The organism is Aeromicrobium camelliae (assembly GCF_003850045.1).
GTDB lineage: Bacteria > Actinomycetota > Actinomycetes > Propionibacteriales > Nocardioidaceae > Aeromicrobium > Aeromicrobium camelliae.
Genome location: NZ_RQJX01000005.1, coordinates 43622 through 62604 on the forward strand (window position 1 = coordinate 43622; position 18983 = coordinate 62604).

The following is an 18983-nucleotide window of genomic DNA, read 5'->3' on the forward strand; positions in this document are numbered from 1 at the left end:
GGGACGTGGGACGGCAGGGCGGTGAGAGCCTAGGGGGGCCGAGCTAGCCGAAGGAGCGCAGATGAAGCGCGCCATCCTCTCGCCGTCGACGATCGTGGTGACCGTCCTCAGCGCGATCGTGAGCATCCCGGTCGTGTGGATCATCGCCGCCGATCCGGACGATCTCGTCGAGCCCATCGGCTGGTACGCGATGCTCCCCGGCGTCGTTCCGACGGCGTGGGCGGTGCTCCAGGCGGTCTGGAGTCGCGACCCGGATCGGTCCGGCATCATGGTCGCGCTCGCGCGGACCCTCGCGATCCCGTTCATCGCGGCACCGGTCGGGGCGGTCGCGAACACCGTGGTGGTGGCGCTTCCGCCGGTCATGGACCGCGTCCGGGCAGCGCAGGCCGACGGTCACCACTACTGGTTCGCGGCGGACGCCGGCCACCCCGTGGTGCAGACGCTCGGACTGGGTCTGATCGCCGGGCTGTTCGCGTCGATGCTCGTGGGCCTCGCGCTCAGCGTGTTCGTGGTGCTTCCCGCCATCGCGTTCGTGCGACCGCGCCAGGCGATCGCCGACAACATGCTCAACGGCGCGCCCGAGCACGAGGCCGCCAACACCGCGGTCATGCGGGTCTTCGCGCTGATGGTCATGATCATCTTCGCGTCGCCGACGCTCATCGTCGTCGGCGCGAACAGCGCCTCGGCCGACGGCATCGGCGAGCTGTTCGGCGGCATCGGCTACTACGTCGCTGCCCCCGGCGACCACCTCGCCGAATGGAGCTGGCTCCTCGGCATGGCGTTGATTCCGCTGGGGCTGCTCGCGGGCGGATTCGTGTGGAGCCGGCAGCGGGTGGACCACGCGGCGCGCGATCAGCTCGGCCGTTTCCGCGGCCTCCCCAACCCGCGCGACCAGCGCTGACGCGGCCGCGTCACGCAACCGTCATCGAACGCCCCTAGGCTCGGGGCATGACGTCCAGCGAGTTCGACGCCATCGCCCGTTCCATCGACGACACCATGCGCCATGACGTGCGCCGGGTCGTCGACCTCCTCGGTGAGACGTTGCGCCGCCTCGAGGGGGACGACCTCTTCGACCGCGTCGAGCGGGTCCGCGCGCACGCCAAGCGCATCGAGGAGAGCGACGACCCGGCCGAACGCGAGGCGTCGTCCGATGCCATCCGCGCGCTGTTGCGCGAAGTGCCGTCGGAGACCGTGGGCAAGCTCGTGCGTGCCTTCAGCGTCTACTTCAGCCTCGCCAACGCGGCCGAACAGGTCGCTCGGGTGCGCGGGCTGGAACACCGTCCGGAGGACGAGGGCTGGCTGGCGCGCACCATCGCCGAGGTCGTCGCTGAACAGGGCCCCGAGGGCCTCGCCGACGGCGTCAAACGGCTCCACGCCCGGACGGTCTTCACCGCCCACCCGACCGAGGTCAGCCGTCGCACGGTCCTCACCAAACTGCGCCGCATCGCGGACATCCTCGCCGATCCGTCCGAGCCCGGGAGCCGCAAGCGCCGCCGCCAGGACGCGGACCTCGCCCAACTCGTCGACCTCATCTGGCAGACCGACGCTGTCCGCCGGACGCGCCCGACGCCGCTCGACGAGGCGCGGCACATGGTCTTCTACCTCCAGCAGATCCTCGACGAGGCCATGCCCGCGCTAGGGCGCGAGCTCACCGACATGCTCGCCGAGCACGGTGTCGACCTGCCGCCCACGAGCCGGCCGTTCAGTTTCGGTTCCTGGATCGGCGGCGATCGCGACGGCAATCCCAACGTCACGCCGGAGGTCACTCGCGAGGTGCTGGCGCTGCACAACCGCATCGCGACGCGCATCGTGACCGACCGGCTGGACGTGCTGATCCGCGAGCTGTCGCCGTCGTCCGAACTCGTCGGAGTAAGTGGGGAGTTGACGGAGTCGCTGCACGCCGACCTCGAGAACCTCCCCGACCTCGACCCGCGGCTGCTGACCGTCAACGCCGCCGAGCCGTACCGGCTGAAGCTCGCCTGCATGCGCCTCAAGGTGCAGAACACCGCGGCTCGCATCGCCGACCGCCAGCCGCATCGTCCCGGAGTGGACTACGCCGATCGCGACGAACTGCTGGCCGACCTCGCCATCGTCGATCGTTCGCTGCGCGAGAACGGCGGAACTCTCATCGCCGACCGGCTGCTCGCGGACGCTGTCCGCTCCATCGCGCTCGTCGGTCTCCACCTCGCCACCCTCGACATCCGGGAGCATGCCGACGCGCACCACCACGCCATCGGACTCATGGTCGACCGTCTCGGCGAGCTGGACAGCGCGTACGAGGTACTCGAGCGAGCCGAGCGCACCGGCGTGCTGTCGCGGGAGCTGCGATCGCGCCGCCCGCTCAGCCCCGTCCCGCCGGCGCTCGACGAGTGGGGAGCGCGCACGTACGGCGTGTTCGATGCCGTGCGCGAGTTGAAGCAGACGTACGGCGAGGACGTCGTCGAGAGCTACATCGTCTCGATGGCTCGCGGCGCCGACGATCTGCTGGCCCCCGTGGTGCTCGCCCGCGAGGCCGGGCTCGTCGACCTCGTGGGCGGGCCGGGCGCCGAGCCGTTCGCACGATTGGACTTCGTGCCGCTGCTGGAGACGATCGAGGAGATCCGCCGAGCCGGTGAGGTGCTCGACGACCTCCTCTCGGACGAGTCGTACCGCGAGGTCGTGCGTCTGCGCGGCGACGTGCAGGAGGTCATGCTCGGGTACTCCGACTCCAATAAGGAAGGCGGCATCACCACGTCGCAGTGGGAGCTGCACCGGGCGCAGCGCAGCCTGCGCGATGTCGCCCTCAAGCACGGCGTGCGGTTGCGGCTCTTCCATGGGCGGGGCGGCACGGTCGGCCGCGGCGGTGGCCCGACGTACGACGCGATCCTCGCCCAGCCGTACGGGGTGCTCACGGGCGACATCAAGTTCACGGAGCAAGGCGAGGTCATCAGCGACAAGTACGCGCTCCCGCAGCTCGGGCACGAGAACCTGGAGCTGTCGCTCGCCGCGGTGCTCGAGGCCTCCACGCTCCACCTGCAGACCCGTCATCGCGAGGGGCAGACCGAGGCCTGGGACGCGACGATGACGCTGGTGAGCGACGCCGCCTACACGGCGTACCGCGGACTCGTCGAAGACCCGGGCCTGTTCGACTACTTCCTCGCCGCCACGCCCGTCGACCAGCTCGGCGAACTCAACATCGGCTCGCGCCCCTCGCGGCGTCCCGACTCCGGTGGCGACATCTCCGGCCTGCGGGCCATCCCGTGGGTGTTCGGTTGGACGCAGACCCGACAGATCGTGCCCGGGTGGTACGGCGTCGGCAGCGGACTGCGTGCCGCGCGCGAGGCGGGCCACGAGGAGGTACTGCGCGAGATGCTCGCCCAGTGGCAGTTCTTCCGCACGTTCGTGTCCAACGTCGAGATGACCCTGGCCAAGACCGACCTGCGCGTCGCCGAACGCTACGTGCAGGCGCTCGTCCCCACACAGCTGCGGCACGTGTTCGACCTCGTCCGCGCCGAGTTCGACGTGACGGTGCAGGAGGTGCTGCGCCTGACCGGTGAAGCCGAACTGCTGGACCACCAGCCCGGGCTCAAGCGAACCCTGGACGTCCGGGACGCCTACCTGCAGCCGATCTCCTTCGCGCAGGTCGATCTGCTGGCCCGGGTCCGTCAGGAGCCGGACTCGGTTGACGACGCGATGCGTCTCGCGCTGCTGCAGACCATCAACGGCATCGCCAACGGTCTGCGCAACACGGGCTGAGACTCAGGAGCCGCCGTGGGTGATCGTGGTCTGCTGGTACAGCGTCAGCCGCGGCGAGCCGTCGAGCACGCGGTAGTGGCTGGACATCAGGGCGACGAACGGCTCGTCCTGTCCGTCGCGGTGAGCCGTCGCCGTGTAGACGAGCGCCGCGGAGGTCTCGCTCGTCGGCACGAGGCGTGCATCGTCCAGGCGGTACGACGACCACGGCGGCGAATCGTTCAGGGCGTGCGCGATGGTCGGCCGGTCCATGACCATGCCGTTGACCAGGATCATGACCGCGTCCGGCGTCATCAGCTCGCCGTAGAAGCTTCCTCCTCGTGACGAACTGAGCGCCTCCCATCCGCGGTGTTCGAGCTCGAGGAGCCGGTCGAGAGTGAGGTCGCTCATGGCAGGGAGGGTAACGGCCTCACCGCTGCTGGTCGAGCCACCAGGCGATCGTGGTCTCGACGGCGGTGTCGAGATCGGTGGGGGTGAGACCCAGCAGCGCCTCGGTGGCCGAGGAGTCCATGACGAACGGGCGGTCCCACTGGTGCAGCATCTCGGCCAGCTCACGCATGTCCCGCTGAACTCGCCCGAGCGCACGTACCGCCGCGCCGGGGATCGGACGAATGCGCGGAACCGGCACGCCGGCGGCCGCGGCGTAACGAGCGACGAGTTCGCGCTGCGTGATCGCAGGACCGGTGGGCGCGAACATCAGGTCGTTGCAGCGCGGGTCGTCGGCGGCACGGATCATCGCCTCGGCGAGGTCGGGCAGATAGGTGAAGGAGTGCGGGTGGTCCGCCGATCCCAGCGGCCGGACCGTCCGTCCGCGCAGGAGCGGGACGATCATCCGCTCGCCGGCGTGAGCATTGGCCCGTGCCAACGGGCCGAAGTAGTCCGAGGCTGCGACGCTGACCGTGCGGACGGGTGCGGCCTCTCGTGCCGCGAGCAGATCCACCCGCACGGCGCCTTTGGCCGAACCCGGCGTCCGCGCTGATGTTTCGGTGAACGGCTGCGGTGCCGCGTCCAACCCGTACAGGCTTTCGGGGAACGTTACGACGGCCCCTTCTCGTTCGGCAGCGCGGAGCACGACGCGTTCGGCCGCAGGCAACTCGCGCCGCCACACCTCCGCCCGGTACGCGGTGGCATGGATGCAGTGGTGGATCGCCTCGGTGCCACGAGCGGCGCGTTCGACCGCCTCGCTGTCGGTCGCGTCGCCGACGACGCGTTCGATCGCGGGATGGTCCGGGCCACTGCCGCTGCGGGTCATGAGGCGTACGTGGTCGCCGCGCTCGGCGAGGCGCAGCGCGAGGGTGGTGCCGATCGGTCCGGCGCCGAGGACGAGGTGGGTCATCGCGTTCTCCTTGTGTGAGCAGTGCTCTCTGTTTTCAGGATGAGCGATGCTGACACGAAAAGCAAGAGCAGTGCTCTCTTTTGTTCCTCGTGCTCCGATATGCTGCTGCCATGTCCACCCCGCGCGAACGTGCACGCGAGCAGACGATGCGCGACATTCTCCGCCTCGGCCGTGAGCACCTCGCGGCTGTCGGTCCCGCCCAGCTGTCATTGCGCGCCATCGCCCGCGACCTGGGCATCGTGTCGTCAGCCATCTACCGGTACGTGGCCAGCCGCGACGAGTTGCTGACGCTGCTCATCGTCGACGCGTACGACGAGCTGGGCGACGCCGTCGACGAAGCGATCGCTCAGGCCGGGACGGAGCCGCGTGAGCAGTTCGTCGCGGCGGGGAGAGCGGTGCGCCGTTGGGCGCTGGCCGAGCCGGCGCGATACGCCCTCGTCTTCGGTACGCCGGTGCCGGGCTATGAGGCGCCGGGGGAGCGCACGACCGAGCCCGGCACGCGGGTGATCGTTGCACTACTCGCGATCCTCGAGCGAGCGTGGCGCGCAGGGGCGCTCCGCCCGAGCGCGGCCGCCGAAATGGGCGGCGGCCTCGCTCAGGACCTGGCTGCGATCCGCGAGGAGTACCGGCTCGACCTTTCCGACGGCGCGCTGGTGGCCGCCACCGTCGTGTGGACCGGGCTGTTCGGTGCGGTGAGTTTCGAGGTGTTCGGGCAGTACGGCGACGGCACGATCCGCGCGGCCGACGCGCTCTTCGACGCCCAACTCGACGTCCTGGCGCAGGCCGCGGGGTTGCCGGCCCCTAGTTGACCGTTCGGTCGCGGCCCTCCCAGAACTCCTGGCGGAGTTTGAACTTCTGGAGCTTGCCGGTTGCCGTGCGGGCGAGTTCCTCGCGGAAGAGCACCCGCTTGGGCACCTTGTAGCCGGCCAGCCGTTCGCGCGCGTGCGCCTTGAGTTCGTCCTCGGTGACCTCGCCGTCGGTGACGACGAGCGCCGTGACGAGTTCACCCCAGCGGTCGTCGGGGATACCGATCACGGCGACCTCGCGCACCGCGTCGTGCGAGGCGAGGGCGTCCTCGACCTCGATGGACGACACGTTCTCGCCGCCGGAGACGATGACGTCCTTCTTCCGGTCCGAGATCGACACGTACCCCTCTTCGTAGGTGCCGCCGTCACCGGTGTGGAACCAGTCGCCGGCGAGCGCCTCGTCCGTGGCGTCCGGGTTCTCCCAGTAGCCCTCGAACACGGTGTTGCTGCGCACGAGGATCTCACCCGAGTCGTCCACCATGACCGAGGTCGACAGCGCGGGCGCCCCGGCGCGGCCGAGGTTGCGCGCCTGCTCGGCCGGATCGAGGTCGTCCCATTCGGCCCGCATCCGGCTCATCGTCAGGAGTGGCGCGGTCTCGGTGAGCCCGTAGATCTGGATGAACTCCCAGCCGAGCTCCTCGCGGACTCGCTCGATCGTGCGGGTCGGTGGCGGCGCGCCGGCCACGACGCAGCGGACGCGGTCGCGACCCGTCGGGCCGTCCCACTCCTTGAGCGCGTCGAGCACGATCGACAGCACCGCCGGGGCGCAGCACAGGTACGTCACCTGGTGCTCCTCGATGCGGCGGAGGATCTCTGCGCCGTCGATCTGCCGCAAAACGATGTGCTGGGCGCCCATGCCCGTCACGCCGTACACCTGGCCCCAGCCGTTGCAGTGGAACATCGGGAGGGTGTGCAGGTAGACGTCCCGGTCGCTCACGGAGGCCTGCCAGCCGAACACGGTGGCGTTGACCCACAGGGCCCGATGTGTCTGCTGCACGCCCTTGGGGCGCGCCGTCGTCCCGGACGTGTAGTTGATGGTGGCCGTCGCGTCCTCGTCCGGCTCCCAGGGCTCCGGGTCGGCGGTGCTGGCCCAGATCCGCTCGTCGTCCTCACCCAGGATGAACACGTGCTGCGCTTTGACGACGTCGGCCAGATGCGCGAGGTCGGGGTCCAGCAGCACGACTTCGGCACCGCAGTGCCCCACGATGTACTCGACCTCGGCCGCAGCAAGGCGGAAGTTGATCGGGACGAACACGCGGCCCCACCCCGACACACCGAAGAACGACACCAGCGTGCGGGCGGCGTTGTGCGAGACCATCGCGACCCTCGCGCCGCGCTCGACCCCGAGGTCGTCGAGCGTCGCCGCCTGGGAGCGGGCCAGGCGCATGACGTCGCGATAGGTCAGTTCGCCCCATGACGGGGCGGGCTGCCGGGGCTCGTCGACCACGGCGATGCGGTCCGGATACACGGCATGGGCGCGGTCGAGGAAGTCGCGGACGCTGAACGGGACCTTCATGGATCGCTCCTCACGGTGTGGTGTGGCTCACGATCATCGTGCCGCACCACGCCTGGAGCAGCCACCCGCGTGCGGCGAGCGGTGGTGGTTCTGCGGTGAGCGTCAGCTGTAGGGGTAGAACCCGTGTCCGGACTTCTTGCCGAGGAGTCCGGCGTCGACCATGCGGTCGAGCAGCGGCGGCGGGGAGTAGAGGGGCTCCTTGAACTCCTCGTACATCGATTCGCCGATCGCCTTGATGGTGTCGAGGCCGATGAGGTCGCTCAGCGCGAGCGGTCCCATGGGATGCCCGCAGCCCAGCACCATGCCGCGGTCGATGTCCTCCGCCGACGCGTAGCCGGCCTCGTACATGCGGATGGCCGACAGCAGGTACGGCACGAGCAGTGAGTTGACGATGAAGCCCGCGCGGTCGGTCGCGTCGATGGGTTGCTTGCCCAACTGCTCGGACACGTAGCCCCGCATCGTCTCGAGCGTCTCGGGCGACGTGGTGAGGGAGGGGATGAGCTCGACGAGCTTCATCACCGGAGCGGGGTTGAAGAAGTGCACGCCCATCACGCGACCGGCGCGTCCGGAGACGGCGCCGAGCTTGACGATCGGGATGGACGAGGTGTTCGAGGCGAGGATCGCGTCGTCGTCGGTGAGGATCGCGCCCACCTTGGTGAAGAGGTCGAGCTTGATCTGCTCGTTCTCGCTGGCCGCCTCGACCACGAGCTGGCGATCGGCCAGCTGGCCGAGGTCGCTCACGGCGCGGATGCGCTCCATCGTGGCGGCGACGTCCTCGGCGCTGATCTTGCCGCGCTTCTCGGCCTTGTCCAGCGACGCCTGGATGCGTCCGCGTGCGGCGAGCGCGGCCTCCTCGGAGACCTCGACGAGCACGACGTCCAGGCCCGCGCGGGCGTTGACCTCGGCGATGCCCGATCCCATCAGGCCGCCGCCGATGACTCCCATGCGTTCGATCGTCATGCTCTCCGCTCCCAACGTGAGGTTCTTCTCATGTTCGCGCTTCGATCCTAGTCCTCGGAGCGCCGCCGCCGACCGGCCGGTGGGAGGTGGTGGGATAGGACCATGCTCCGCCGTGCTTGGGTCACCGTCGTGATGGTCGCTGTCCTCGCCGCCTGCGGGAGCGGCGGAACCAGCGAGGATCCGGCGCCGACCACCGAGCCCGAGCCCACCGAAGCGGCGCTCGGCAAGGGCGAGCCCGCGGCGGACGCCCTGGAGAGCTTCACCTGCCGGGCGAACGAGGAGGGCGTCTGGTCGGCGACCGGCGTCGTCACGAACACGGCGCCCGCGTCGGAGAGCTACCAGGTCGCGGTGCTCGTGTCCGACACAGAGGCGGGTAACGCCAAGACCACCACGGTCGAGTCGATCCAGCCGGACGAGTCCACGACCTTCGAGATCGCCGAACTCCCGGTGGCCGGCGAGAAACCGACGTGCCGCGTCACCGTGGTGCGTCTCGCCCGCTAGGCCCCGTCAATGTCAGACGTCCTGAGGGCTGGAGCCCTCAGGACGTCTGCGTCGCTGTCGTGGGGGTCAGGAACGCGCGATGCGCACCATCTCGTCGCGGGGGACGACCTTGACGCGCTCGCGCTCGACCTCGTGCGCCTCGCCGAGGGCCTGCTCGTGGGCGTCGAGCTTCTCCCAGCCCTCCCACGTCGTGTACTCGAGGCCGCGCGAGTCGAGGTAGCGGTCGAACGCCTCCGGCTCCGCGTGCTCGGGCGCGGGGAGCTGGTCGATGTCCTCGACCAGCATGCCGATCGTCTGGGCAGCGTCGGACTTGGTGTGACCGATGAGGCCCACCGGGCCGCGCTTGATCCAGCCCGTCACATAGACGCCCGGCAGCGGCGAGCCGTCGAGGTCGATGACGTGGCCGCCGTCGTTCGGGACGACTCCGGCGGCCGCGTCGAACGGCAGGCCCGGAAGCACGTCGGAGTAGTAGCCGATGGCGCGGTAGACGGCCTGGACCGGCCAGTCCTTGAACTCGCCCGTGCCGCGCACGTTGCCGGTGCCGTCGAGCTCGGTGATCTCGGTGCGCAGGCCCACGACCCTGCCGTCCTCGCCGAGGATCTCGACGGGGTTCTGGCAGAAGTGGATGTGGATCCGGTGCGGGGCGCCGCTCGGCTCCGCGGCGAGGTACTTGGTGAGCACGTCGACGACGAGTTTCTGGCTCTTGGCGGCCTTGAGTGCCTCCATCGAACCCTCGTCGAACTCGAAGCCCTCGGGGTGCACGATGACGTCGATGTTGGGGCTGTGGTTCAGCTCGCGCAGCTCCATCGGCGTGAACTTCACCTGCGCCGGACCACGCCGCGCGAAGACGTGGACGTCGGTGGTGGCGTTCTTCTTGAGGCCCTCGTAGACGTTCTCGGGGATCTCGGTGACGAGGAGTTCGTCGGCGGTCTTGGCGAGGATGCGCGACACGTCGAGGCCGACGTTGCCGACGCCGAGCACGGCGACCTCCTTGGCGTGCGGCTGGAACGGCCACTCGCGGGGCACGTCGGGATGGCCGTCGTACCAGTAGACGAAGTCGGCGGCACCGTACGAGCCGTCGAGGTCGATGCCGGGGATGTCGAGGTCGCGGTCACGGCGGGCGCCGGTCGCGAAGACGATCGCGTCGTAGAACTGGCGCAGGTCCTCGAGCTTGACGTCGTCGCCGAACGCGACGTTGCCGAAGAAGCGGATGTCGGGGTTGCTCATGACCCGCTTGAGCGCCTTGATGATCTCCTTGATGCGCGGGTGATCGGGCGCGACGCCGTACCGGATGAGCCCGAACGGCGTGGGGTCGCGGTCGATGAGGTCGACGGTCACGTCGAGCCCCTCGGTCTTCGTGAGGATGTCGGCGGCGTACACGCCGGCCGGCCCGGCGCCCACGACGGCCACCCGCAGCTTCCTGCTCATGTCACTCCTGCAATCACGACGAGATCGGCCAACTGGCCTTAGGCCAGCCTAACGGGGGAAGCGAAGCGACCCCTAGTCGTCCGGGATGTGAAATCGGCTGCGTCCGGCATGAGGTGAGACCGATGCGGCATGGCCGTGCCGGATGCCGAGAATGACGGCCGTCGCGGCGAGCGGCGTTGTTAGCGTCGCGCCCGTGACCACCATGCCTGCCCACGCTGTCGTCCTCACCGCGCCCCTTCCCGGCTCCCTCGATGCGACCGTGCGGGAGCGGTACGGGGCGGTCGGCTGGGAGGAGGCGCGGGCCGCCGGCGAGCTGGCCGGCGCTCGTGTGGCGGTGACCACGGCGCGATTCGGGGTGACGTCCGAACTGCTCGACGCGGCGCCGGGGCTGGAGGCGATCGTGAGCTATGGCGCCGGGTACGACAACCTCGACCTTCCCCGCCTCGTCGAGCGCGGCATCCGCGTCAGCACGACGCCGGACGTCCTCTCGGCGGCAGTGGCGGACACCGCGGTCGGACTCCTCATCGACGTGCTGCGGGGCCTGACCGAGGCGGATCGCTTCGTGCGCGAGGGCCGCTGGCACGATGCGCCCTTCCCGTTCCGTCGTGACGTCACGGGTCGTCGCGTCGGCATCCTCGGTCTCGGTCGGATCGGCCGCGCCATCGCCCGGCGGTTGGAGGGCTTCGACTGCGAGATCAGCTACCACAGCCGGCGCCCGCGCACGGACGTTCCGTACCGCTACGCGGAGGACGTCCACGCGCTCGCCCGGGATGCCGACGCGCTCGTGATCGCGGCGCCCGGCGGGGCGCACACCCGCCATCTCGTCGATGCCGACGTGCTGCGGGCACTCGGGCCGGACGGCGTGCTGGTCAACATCGCGCGGGGGAGTGTCGTGGACGAGAATGCCCTCATCGCGGCCCTACGCGACGGGACGATCGCGGGTGCCGGGCTCGATGTGTTCACGGACGAGCCCCGCGTCCCGGCCGGGCTGCTGGACCTGCCGCAGGTCGTGCTGACGCCGCATCTCGGCTCCGCCACCGTGGAGACCCGTGCGGCCATGGCTGCCGGAGTGCTCGCGAACCTGGACGCCTGGGCCGACCGCGGGGACCTGGCCACCCCGCTGGATCTGAACGCCGCCATGGCATGAGCGAAGCGCTTCTCCTGCTCGCCGGGGTGGGAGCCGGATTGTGCGGATCGATCGCGGGGCTGGCCTCGTTGGTGAGCTACCCCGCGTTGCTCGCGTACGGGCTGCCGCCCTTCGCCGCCAACGTCACGAACACGACGGCGATGATCGGCACGGCGATCGGCGCAGCGGCCGGGTCACGGCCCGAACTGCGAGGCCGGGGACGGCGGGCGGCCGCCGTCATGCTCCAGTGCGCAATCGGCGGAGCGCTGGGCGCGGCCCTGCTGCTGGCGCGCGACGTCATCCGCCGCCGGATCGACGCGGCCGCACAGACGCGTGGCCGCCCTCGCAGCGCGCCGTGGACCGGACTCACGGTCGCGGCCGGCGCGTACGGCGGCTACTTCGGCGCCGGGGTGGGCATCATCCTGCTGTCGGTGCTCGGCCTGCGCGACCGCGAGCCGCTCGCGGTGACCAACGCGATCAAGAACGTGGGCACGGGAACGGCCAATGCGGTCGCCGTCGTCGCCTACGTGTTCGCCGCTCCGGTGCACTGGTGGGCGGTCCTGTGGATGGGGCTCGGCGCACTGGTGGGGGCGTGGTGCGGTCCCTACGTCGTGCGCGTGCTGCCGGAGCGGCCCGTGCGCTGGGCGATCGCGCTGGCGGGCTACGCGCGCGCCGCCTCGCTGCTGTGGTGACTCAACGGTTCCGGGCGAGGCAGGGACGCTTGGCGTCGAACTCCCACCCCGGCACCAGGTGCTGCATCGCCGCCGCGTCGTCGCGCGCGCCGAGGCCGTGCTCGAGGTACAGCTCGTGGGCCGCCGCGAGCGCGTCCTCGTCGAGTTGCACGCCGAGCCCGGGGGTCTGAGGAACGGCGATCTCGCCCTCCTTGATCTGCAGCGGCGCTGTGGTGAGCGCCTGTCCGTCCTGCCAGATCCAGTGCGTGTCGAGCGCGGTGATGTCGCCCGGTGCGGCGGCGCCGACGTGGGTGAACATCGCCAGGGAGATGTCGAAGTGGTTGTTCGAGTGCGATCCCCACGTCAGCCCGAAGTCGTGGCAGAGCTGGGCGACGCGAACCGAGCCGCGCATCGTCCAGAAGTGCGGATCGGCGAGCGGGATGTCGACTGCGTGCGTGCGGACGGCATGCGCCATCTCGCGCCAGTCCGTCGCGATCATGTTGGTCGCGGTCCGCAGGCCGGTGCGGCGGCGGAACTCCGCCATGACCTCGCGACCGGAGAACCGGCCCTCAGCGCCGCACGGGTCCTCGGCGTACGCGAGGACGTCCGCGGCGTCGGAGAGCCACCGCACCGCGTCCTCGAGCAGCCAACCCCCGTTGGGGTCCAGCGTGATGCGGGCATCGGGGAACCGGGCGGCGAGCGCGCGGATCGCGGCGACCTCGTCGTAGCCGTCCAGCACGCCGCCCTTGAGCTTGAAGTCGCGGAAGCCGTACCGCTCGTGCGCGGCCTCGGCGAGGGCGACGACGGCCTCGGGGGTCAGTGCCTCCTCGCGGCGCAACGCCTCCCACCGATCCGCCGGCCGGGCCGGGGTGGGCTCGTAGGCGAGCGGGGTGCGGGTGCGGTCGCCCACGAAGAAGAGGTATCCGAGGACCGGCACGGACTCGCGCTGCTGTCCCTCGCCGAGCAGTTCGGCGACCGGAACGCCCAGCTGCTGTCCATGCAGGTCGAGCAGTGCCGACTCCAGAGCGGTGACGGCGTGGATCGCGACGCGCTGGTCGAAGGTCTGCAGGCCGCGGCCGCCCGCGTCCAGATCGGCGAACCGCGCGGCGGCCTCCCGCAGGAGCGAGCCGAACCGTGCCACGGGCTGCCCGACGAGCAGTTCGCCGGCAGCCTCGATGGTCGCGCGGATCTGCTCCCCGCCCGGCACCTCGCCGACGCCCGTGCGGCCATCGGAGTCCGTGACGACCGCGATGTTGCGCGTGAAGAAGGGGGCGTGTGCGCCGCTGAGGTTCAGCAGCATGCTGTCCCGGCCGGCCACGGGCACGGCGCGCACGGAGGCGATGGTGGCGCTGGTCATCGGAGTCCTTTCGACACTGGGTGACGCCACGCTAAGTCGCGAGGTCATGCGCGTCCAACACCGGTGATGGATCGACCGATGCGCCGACGGTATCAGCTGCCGGCGGCCCGCAGGCTCTCGACGACGTGAGCGAGGACCGGATTGCGGGCGTCGTGACGCCACAGCAGGTGCAGCTCGACCGGCTCGGGCGGCAGGCCGGCCAGCGGGACGAACCGGACCCCCTCGATGTGCAGGTGCTGTGCCGACTCGGGCACGAACGCCAGGCCGCGGCGACCGGCCACGAGCCAGAGCATCGTGAGGATCTGACTCACCGTGTGCTTCACGTTCTGGTGCGGGACCGGGATGTGCTTGACGACGAGGTCGTAGAAGTACCGGGCCTTGGTCGGCGAGTGCATGATGATCGGCTCGCGACCGAGTTCGTCGGCGGACACCGGAGCGGTGGCCTGGGCGAGTCGATGACCCTCCGGGACGGCGAGGACGAGGTTCTCGCGGGCGATGAGGTGCGAGGCGTACGCCTCGGCGTCGAACGGGGGCCGCGCGAGGCCCAGATCGAGCTCGCCGTGGTCGAGAGCGTCCACCTGTTCGCGCGTCACCATCTCGTACAGGTCGATCGAGACCTCGGGTAGTCTCGCGCTGATCGTGTCGAGGATCTGCGTCAACGTGCCGTAGGTGGACGCTGCGGTGAAGCCGATCCGGATCGTGCCTACGGAGCCCTGGCTGATCCGTTGAGCCAGGGCGGGGGCGGTGTCGGCGAGAGCGAGTAGTCGCCGGGCTTCATCGAGGAAGGCCTCACCGGCGGCGGTGAGCGCGACCCGGCGCTTGTCGCGCTCGAGCAGGCGCACGCCGACCGACCGCTCCAGCTTCTGAATCTGACGGCTCAAGGGGGGCTGCGTCATGTTGAGCCGAGCCGCAGCCCGACCGAAGTGCAACTCCTCGGAGACCGCGACGAAGCCGCGGAGCTGTTCGAAGGTAAACATGATGCCGCGACGGTATCACTCGATATCCAAGTGGCGTTGGACATGCATCACCACGGGTTTCTAAAGTCTCGTCAGGCCAGGTGATGCGAGTCACAGCGCACATGCGAGGTGGGCGAGGCCCCCTCGCCGGACAAGGAGTAACCATGACCACGACGTTCAGACGACTCGGCGCCGTGTCCGCGACCGCCGGACTCGTCCTCCTGACGGCTGCCTGCGGCGGCAATCTCGGCAGCAAGAGCGCCGAGGAGGCGGCCGAGAACTTCCCCGACGGCCCGGTCACGCTGACCATCGGACAGGACCCCGGCGGCAGCACGGACCTCATCGGCCGCGCGCTGGCCGGTCCGGTGTCGGACGACCTCGGCGTGTCGATGCCGGTCGTGAACCGGCCCGGCGCCAACGGGGCACTCGCCGCGAAGGAGCTCGAGAGCGCCGAGGCCGACGGCCAGAGCCTCATGGTCATCAACATGTCGCTCGCCGCCATCACTCCGCTCGCGGTCTCGGAGGACCAGGCGGTCGACGTCAACGACTTCGAGATCGTCACCGGCATCTCCACCGACGACTACGTCCTCGTGACGAACGCCGACAACGGCTGGTCGACGATCGACGACCTCAAGAACGCCGGCAAGACCCTGAGCTACGCCACGACCGGCGTCGGCACCGGCAGCCAGCTCAGTTCGGAGCTGCTGTTCAAGCTCGCCGAGATCCCGGGCAAGGCCGTGCCCTTCGACGGCGGCGCGCCGGCGCTCACCGCGGTGCTGGGCAACCAGGCCGACGTCGCGTCGGTGCAGCTGGGTGAGGCCATGCCGCAGATCGAGGCGGGTAAGGTCACGCCGATCGTGACGTTCGCCAAGGAGCGCAACCAGTACCTCGACGACGTGCCGACCGCGGTCGAGAGCGGCTACGAGGTCGAGGTGCAGCAGGCGCGAGCGATCGCGGCTCCCAAGGGCACGCCGCAGGAGATCCTCGACGAGCTCAAGGCCGCCTTCGACGCCGCCTTCGAGACCCAGGCGTACCAGGACTTCAACACCGACAACCTGCTGACGCCCAACGAGGTCAGCGGCGATGAGGTCGTCGAGCAGTGGACGACGGCGCTCGACCGGTATCGCGAGCTGACCGAGGAGTACGACATCGACCTCGGCGGCGGTCAGTGACGATGTCCGCGTCGCACGAGGCGAGGACGCCTGAGGAACTCGCCGAGCAGTGGGAGGCCGAGAAGCCTCCCGCTGCCGGCCCCCTCAGCACCGCGGCGGCTGCGGCCGTCGTGGTGCTGCTGGGGGCCGCGGTGATGGTCGCGTCGTTCCGACTGGGCGTCGGATCGGTCCAGCAGCCGGGCGCCGGCCTGTGGCCGCTGATGATCGGCGCGTTCCTCGTCGTCAGCTCCACCGTGCTCGTGCTGACTGCGCGGCGCTTCGACGACGCCGAGCGGTTCGTCTCCTCGAGCTGGCTCGTGCTCGTCGGGCTCGGCACGATGGTCCTCTTCGCGCTGGTCGTCGGCACCATCGGCTTCGAGATCCCCGGCGCGGTGCTGGCCTTCGTGTGGCTGCGCTTCCTGGGCAAGGAGTCCTGGCGGCTGTCGACGATCGGCGCGGTCGCGATGGTCGTGGCGTTCTACCTCATCTTCGTGCTCGCGCTCCAGACTCCGATCCCCCACCTGTTCTAGGACTCCGTCATGGACTACTCCTCGGTGATCCAGGGCTTCAGCGTCGTGCTGCAGCCCGAGAATCTCCTCTACTGCTTCATCGGCGTGCTGGTCGGCATGCTCGTCGGCGTGCTGCCGGGCCTCGGGCCCGCGGCGACGGTCGCGATCCTGCTCCCGATCACCCTCAACGTCGAGCCGGTCACCGCGATCATCATGCTCGCCGGCATCTTCTACGGGGCGCAGTACGGCGGCACCATCACCTCGGTGCTGTTGCGGCTCCCGGGTGAAGCGTCGTCGGTCGTCACCGTCTTCGACGGCTACGCCATGGCGCGCGACGGCCGGGCCGGGTCGGCCCTCGGCATCGCGGCCATCGGGTCGTTCGTCGGCGGTACCGTCTCGATCGTCGCCCTGACATTCTTCGCGCCGTTCGTCGCCCGCTTCGCACTCGACTTCGGGCCGCCGGAGTACGCGGTCCTTGCGCTCCTGGGCATCCTGCTCGTGGCGAGCGTCGGCAGCGGGTCGCGGCTCAAGGCGCTGGTGGCCGCGGGCCTCGGCCTGCTGCTCGCGACCGTCGGCCGGGACGGGTTCACCGGGGCGGAGCGGTTCACCTTCGATTCGCTCGCGTTGACCGACGGCATCGACTTCGTGCCGATCGCGATGGGGCTGTTCGGCCTCGGCGAGATCCTCTACAACCTCGAGGACCGTTCGGGCCGGGCGACGGCACCGCCGAAGATGGTCCGGGCGCTGCCCAGCAAGGACGAGGTCAAGCAGTCCTCCGGCGCCATCGGCCGCGGTTCGGTCATCGGCTTCCTGCTCGGCATCCTGCCCGGCGGCGGTGCGGTGCTGTCCTCGATGGCCGCCTACGCCTACGAGAAGAAGCGCTCGAAGCACCCCGAGCGCTTCGGTCAGGGCGCGATCGAGGGCGTCGCCGCCCCGGAGACGGCCAACAACGCCGCCGCGACCTCCTCCTTCATCCCGCTGCTGACCCTCGGCATCCCGGCCAACGCGACGATCGCGGTCATCTTCGGTGCCCTGCTGATCCAGGGCGTGACGCCCGGGCCGCAGCTCATCACCGAGCACCCCGACCTGTTCTGGGGCGTCGTCAACTCGATGTATGTCGGCAACATCCTGCTGCTGATCATGAGCATCCCGCTGATCGGGATCTTCGTGCGGATCCTGCGGGTCCGGGGCACGATCCTGGCGCCGATCACGGTGCTCATCACGCTGATCGGTGCCTACACGGTCGCCAACAGCGTCTTCGACATCATGCTCGTGTGCGTCTTCGGCGCGCTCGGCTACCTGATGAAGAAGTTCGGGTTCGAGCCCGGACCCCTCGTGCTCGCGTTCGTACTCGGATCGTTGCTCGAGAGCGCGCTGCGGCGGTCGCTCATCCTGTTCGACGGTGACCCGAGCGGCTTCGTGACCCGCCCGATCTCGGGGGTGCTCGTGCTGGCACTCGTCATCGTCGTGGCGGCCCCGGCGCTGCGGGCGCTGATGACCCGCCGCCAGAACCGCGCCAAGAATGAGGAGCTCGTATGACCGTTCTCGTCTCTTACGTCCCCACCCCGGTCGGCGACGCCGCCTTCGACGCCGGCCTCGATGAGGCGGCTCGCCGCGGCGAGAACGTCGTCGTCGTGAATTCCCCGCATGGTGGAGCGACCGTCGACGCCGACCTCGTCGACGAGGCTCACGCGCAGCGGCTCAGCGAGCGCGCCGAACAACGCGGCGTGACGGTGGAGTGGCGCCGCGACGCGCACGGCGACGATGTCGTCGACGTCGTCCAGCGCGTCGCGGACGACGTCGACGCGAGCCTGGTGGTCATCGGGCTGCGTCGCCGCAGCCCGGTCGGCAAGCTGCTGCTGGGCAGCGTCGCCCAGCGCATCCTGCTGCACGTGGACCGCCCGGTTCTCGCGGTCAAAGCCCCCGCGTGACGCTCACGATGCGCGCGGCCACGTTGGCCGCGCCGGGTGAGATCGTCGTCGGCCACTTCCCCCGTCCTGCTCCGCAGGCGGGGGACGTGCTCGTGCGGATGGAGCACGCCTCGATCTGCGGCTCGGACGTCCACGTGGTCTTCGACGGGTTCCAGCGTCCCGAGATGGTGGGCCGACCCGGCTATCCCGGTCATGAGGGGGTCGGGGTCGTCGTCGAGTCGCTCGACCCCGCATTCGCGCCCGGCACTCCCGTCCTCACCGTCCCGCCCGGCGCCCAGGGCCAGTGCTTCGCCGAGTTCCAGGTGGTGCCGGGCACGTACCTCGTGCCGTTGCCCGACGGTGCCGACCTGCGGCGGATGCTGATGGCCCAGCAGGTGGGCACGACCCTCTTCGCGATGCGGCGGATCGGCCGCCCGCCCGGCGACGTGGCCGTCGTGATCGGTGCCGGTTCCGCCGGCACGTACTTCGTGCAGCACCTGCGACGCGCCGGCTACGCGTCGGTGATCGTCTCCGACCCGAACGCGCAGCGTCTCGCCACGGCCGCCGCGCTCGGTGCGACGCACCCGGTGCTCGTGCCCCAGGAATCCCTCGAGCAGACGGTGCACGAGGTGACCGGCGGGCAGGGCGCTGACCTCGTCATCGAGGCCGCCGGGTACGACGACTGCCGCAACGCCGCGATCGAGCTCGTGCGGTGGCAGGGCACCGTGTGCTTCTTCGGCTACCCCGAACGCGCGGGACTGGCGCCGTACCCGTCGTTCCTGGCCTTCCGGCGCTGCGTCACGATCGCGTGGATCAACGGCGCCCAGGCCGAGCCCGAGCTCCTCTCCTTCCGGGAGGCGGTGCAGCTGATCGACGACCGGACGATCGAGGTCGACCACTGCCTCGAACGCATGCTGCCGCTGGAGCAGGCCGCGGACGCACTGGACCTGGCCCGGCGAGCCGGTGGCGGCGCCACCAAGGTCGGTATCGACATCGCGTCCTGAGCACGACGAAGGGCCCCGGC

The 18983-nt window shown here is 70.2% G+C and carries 18 protein-coding genes; 11 read left to right on the top strand and 7 right to left on the bottom strand.

Annotation, left to right across the window (positions count from 1 at the left end):
- Window positions 1-61: 61 nt before the first annotated feature.
- Window positions 62-901, top strand: coding sequence for a hypothetical protein (locus EHW97_RS05390; RefSeq protein WP_124236143.1), 840 nt, complete (start codon window positions 62-64; stop codon window positions 899-901).
- Between the two features lie 47 nt (window positions 902-948).
- Window positions 949-3735: a phosphoenolpyruvate carboxylase gene (ppc, locus tag EHW97_RS05395; RefSeq protein ID WP_208001905.1), complete on the top strand. Its 2787-nt coding sequence runs from the start codon at window positions 949-951 to the stop codon at window positions 3733-3735.
- Between the two features lie 3 nt (window positions 3736-3738).
- Here the strand turns inward: ppc and EHW97_RS05400 are convergent, their stop codons facing one another.
- Both EHW97_RS05400 and EHW97_RS05405 read right to left on the bottom strand, forming a co-directional pair.
- On the bottom strand, window positions 3739-4122 hold the full coding sequence (locus EHW97_RS05400; RefSeq protein WP_124236144.1) for a nuclear transport factor 2 family protein: 384 nt from the start codon (window positions 4120-4122) through the stop codon (window positions 3739-3741).
- Between the two features lie 19 nt (window positions 4123-4141).
- Complete coding sequence (locus EHW97_RS05405) at window positions 4142-5068, bottom strand: NAD-dependent epimerase/dehydratase family protein (protein ID WP_124236145.1); 927 nt, start codon at window positions 5066-5068, stop codon at window positions 4142-4144.
- Between the two features lie 110 nt (window positions 5069-5178).
- On the opposite strand from EHW97_RS05405, the gene EHW97_RS05410 reads away from it, so the two are divergent.
- Complete coding sequence (locus EHW97_RS05410) at window positions 5179-5877, top strand: TetR/AcrR family transcriptional regulator (RefSeq protein ID WP_124236146.1); 699 nt, start codon at window positions 5179-5181, stop codon at window positions 5875-5877.
- On the opposite strand, the gene EHW97_RS05415 is transcribed toward EHW97_RS05410, so the two are convergent.
- Window positions 5870-7390: an AMP-binding protein gene (locus EHW97_RS05415; RefSeq protein WP_124236147.1), complete on the bottom strand. Its 1521-nt coding sequence runs from the start codon at window positions 7388-7390 to the stop codon at window positions 5870-5872. The two genes, EHW97_RS05410 and EHW97_RS05415, sit on opposite strands and share 8 nt — an antisense overlap.
- 102 nt (window positions 7391-7492) lie before the next feature.
- On the bottom strand, window positions 7493-8350 hold the full coding sequence (locus EHW97_RS05420; protein WP_124236148.1) for a 3-hydroxybutyryl-CoA dehydrogenase: 858 nt from the start codon (window positions 8348-8350) through the stop codon (window positions 7493-7495).
- A gap of 102 nt (window positions 8351-8452) precedes the next feature.
- Between EHW97_RS05420 and EHW97_RS05425 the strand changes: the two genes are divergently transcribed.
- Window positions 8453-8851 (top strand): flagellar basal body-associated FliL family protein, encoded by a 399-nt coding sequence (locus EHW97_RS05425; protein WP_124236149.1) that lies wholly within the window; start codon window positions 8453-8455, stop codon window positions 8849-8851.
- Window positions 8852-8917: 66 nt separating this feature from the next.
- On the opposite strand, the gene EHW97_RS05430 is transcribed toward EHW97_RS05425, so the two are convergent.
- The gene (locus EHW97_RS05430) at window positions 8918-10279 is read right to left on the bottom strand and encodes an FAD-dependent oxidoreductase (RefSeq protein ID WP_124236150.1); all 1362 of its coding nucleotides are present in this window, start codon (window positions 10277-10279) and stop codon (window positions 8918-8920) included.
- Between the two features lie 202 nt (window positions 10280-10481).
- Between EHW97_RS05430 and EHW97_RS05435 the strand changes: the two genes are divergently transcribed.
- Entirely contained in the window at window positions 10482-11426 is a 945-nt protein-coding gene (locus EHW97_RS05435; RefSeq protein ID WP_124236261.1) for a 2-hydroxyacid dehydrogenase, read from the top strand.
- Entirely contained in the window at window positions 11423-12097 is a 675-nt protein-coding gene (locus tag EHW97_RS05440; RefSeq protein WP_124236151.1) for a sulfite exporter TauE/SafE family protein, read from the top strand. Before EHW97_RS05435 ends, EHW97_RS05440 begins: the two co-directional genes overlap by 4 nt.
- Window position 12098: 1 nt before the next feature.
- Here the strand turns inward: EHW97_RS05440 and EHW97_RS05445 are convergent, their stop codons facing one another.
- Together EHW97_RS05445 and EHW97_RS05450 are read right to left on the bottom strand one after the other, a co-directional pair.
- A complete protein-coding gene (locus tag EHW97_RS05445; protein ID WP_124236152.1) occupies window positions 12099-13433 on the bottom strand; it encodes an enolase C-terminal domain-like protein in 1335 nt (444 codons plus the stop codon).
- Between the two features lie 92 nt (window positions 13434-13525).
- Window positions 13526-14410, bottom strand: a complete 885-nt coding sequence (locus tag EHW97_RS05450) for a LysR substrate-binding domain-containing protein (protein WP_124236153.1) — start codon at window positions 14408-14410, stop codon at window positions 13526-13528.
- Between the two features lie 143 nt (window positions 14411-14553).
- On the opposite strand from EHW97_RS05450, the gene EHW97_RS05455 reads away from it, so the two are divergent.
- The 5 genes from EHW97_RS05455 to EHW97_RS05475 are packed head-to-tail and all read left to right on the top strand — an operon-like array spanning window position 14554 to window position 18963.
- Entirely contained in the window at window positions 14554-15561 is a 1008-nt protein-coding gene (locus EHW97_RS05455; protein WP_124236154.1) for a Bug family tripartite tricarboxylate transporter substrate binding protein, read from the top strand.
- Window positions 15562-15563: 2 nt separating this feature from the next.
- Complete coding sequence (locus EHW97_RS05460; protein ID WP_124236155.1) at window positions 15564-16070, top strand: tripartite tricarboxylate transporter TctB family protein; 507 nt, start codon at window positions 15564-15566, stop codon at window positions 16068-16070.
- Between the two features lie 9 nt (window positions 16071-16079).
- Window positions 16080-17588: a tripartite tricarboxylate transporter permease gene (locus EHW97_RS05465; RefSeq protein ID WP_124236156.1), complete on the top strand. Its 1509-nt coding sequence runs from the start codon at window positions 16080-16082 to the stop codon at window positions 17586-17588.
- Window positions 17585-17980 (top strand): universal stress protein, encoded by a 396-nt coding sequence (locus tag EHW97_RS05470; protein WP_124236157.1) that lies wholly within the window; start codon window positions 17585-17587, stop codon window positions 17978-17980. Before EHW97_RS05465 ends, EHW97_RS05470 begins: the two co-directional genes overlap by 4 nt.
- The gene (locus EHW97_RS05475; RefSeq protein ID WP_208001906.1) at window positions 17977-18963 is read left to right on the top strand and encodes a zinc-binding dehydrogenase; all 987 of its coding nucleotides are present in this window, start codon (window positions 17977-17979) and stop codon (window positions 18961-18963) included. Before EHW97_RS05470 ends, EHW97_RS05475 begins: the two co-directional genes overlap by 4 nt.
- Window positions 18964-18983: the final 20 nt, after the last annotated feature.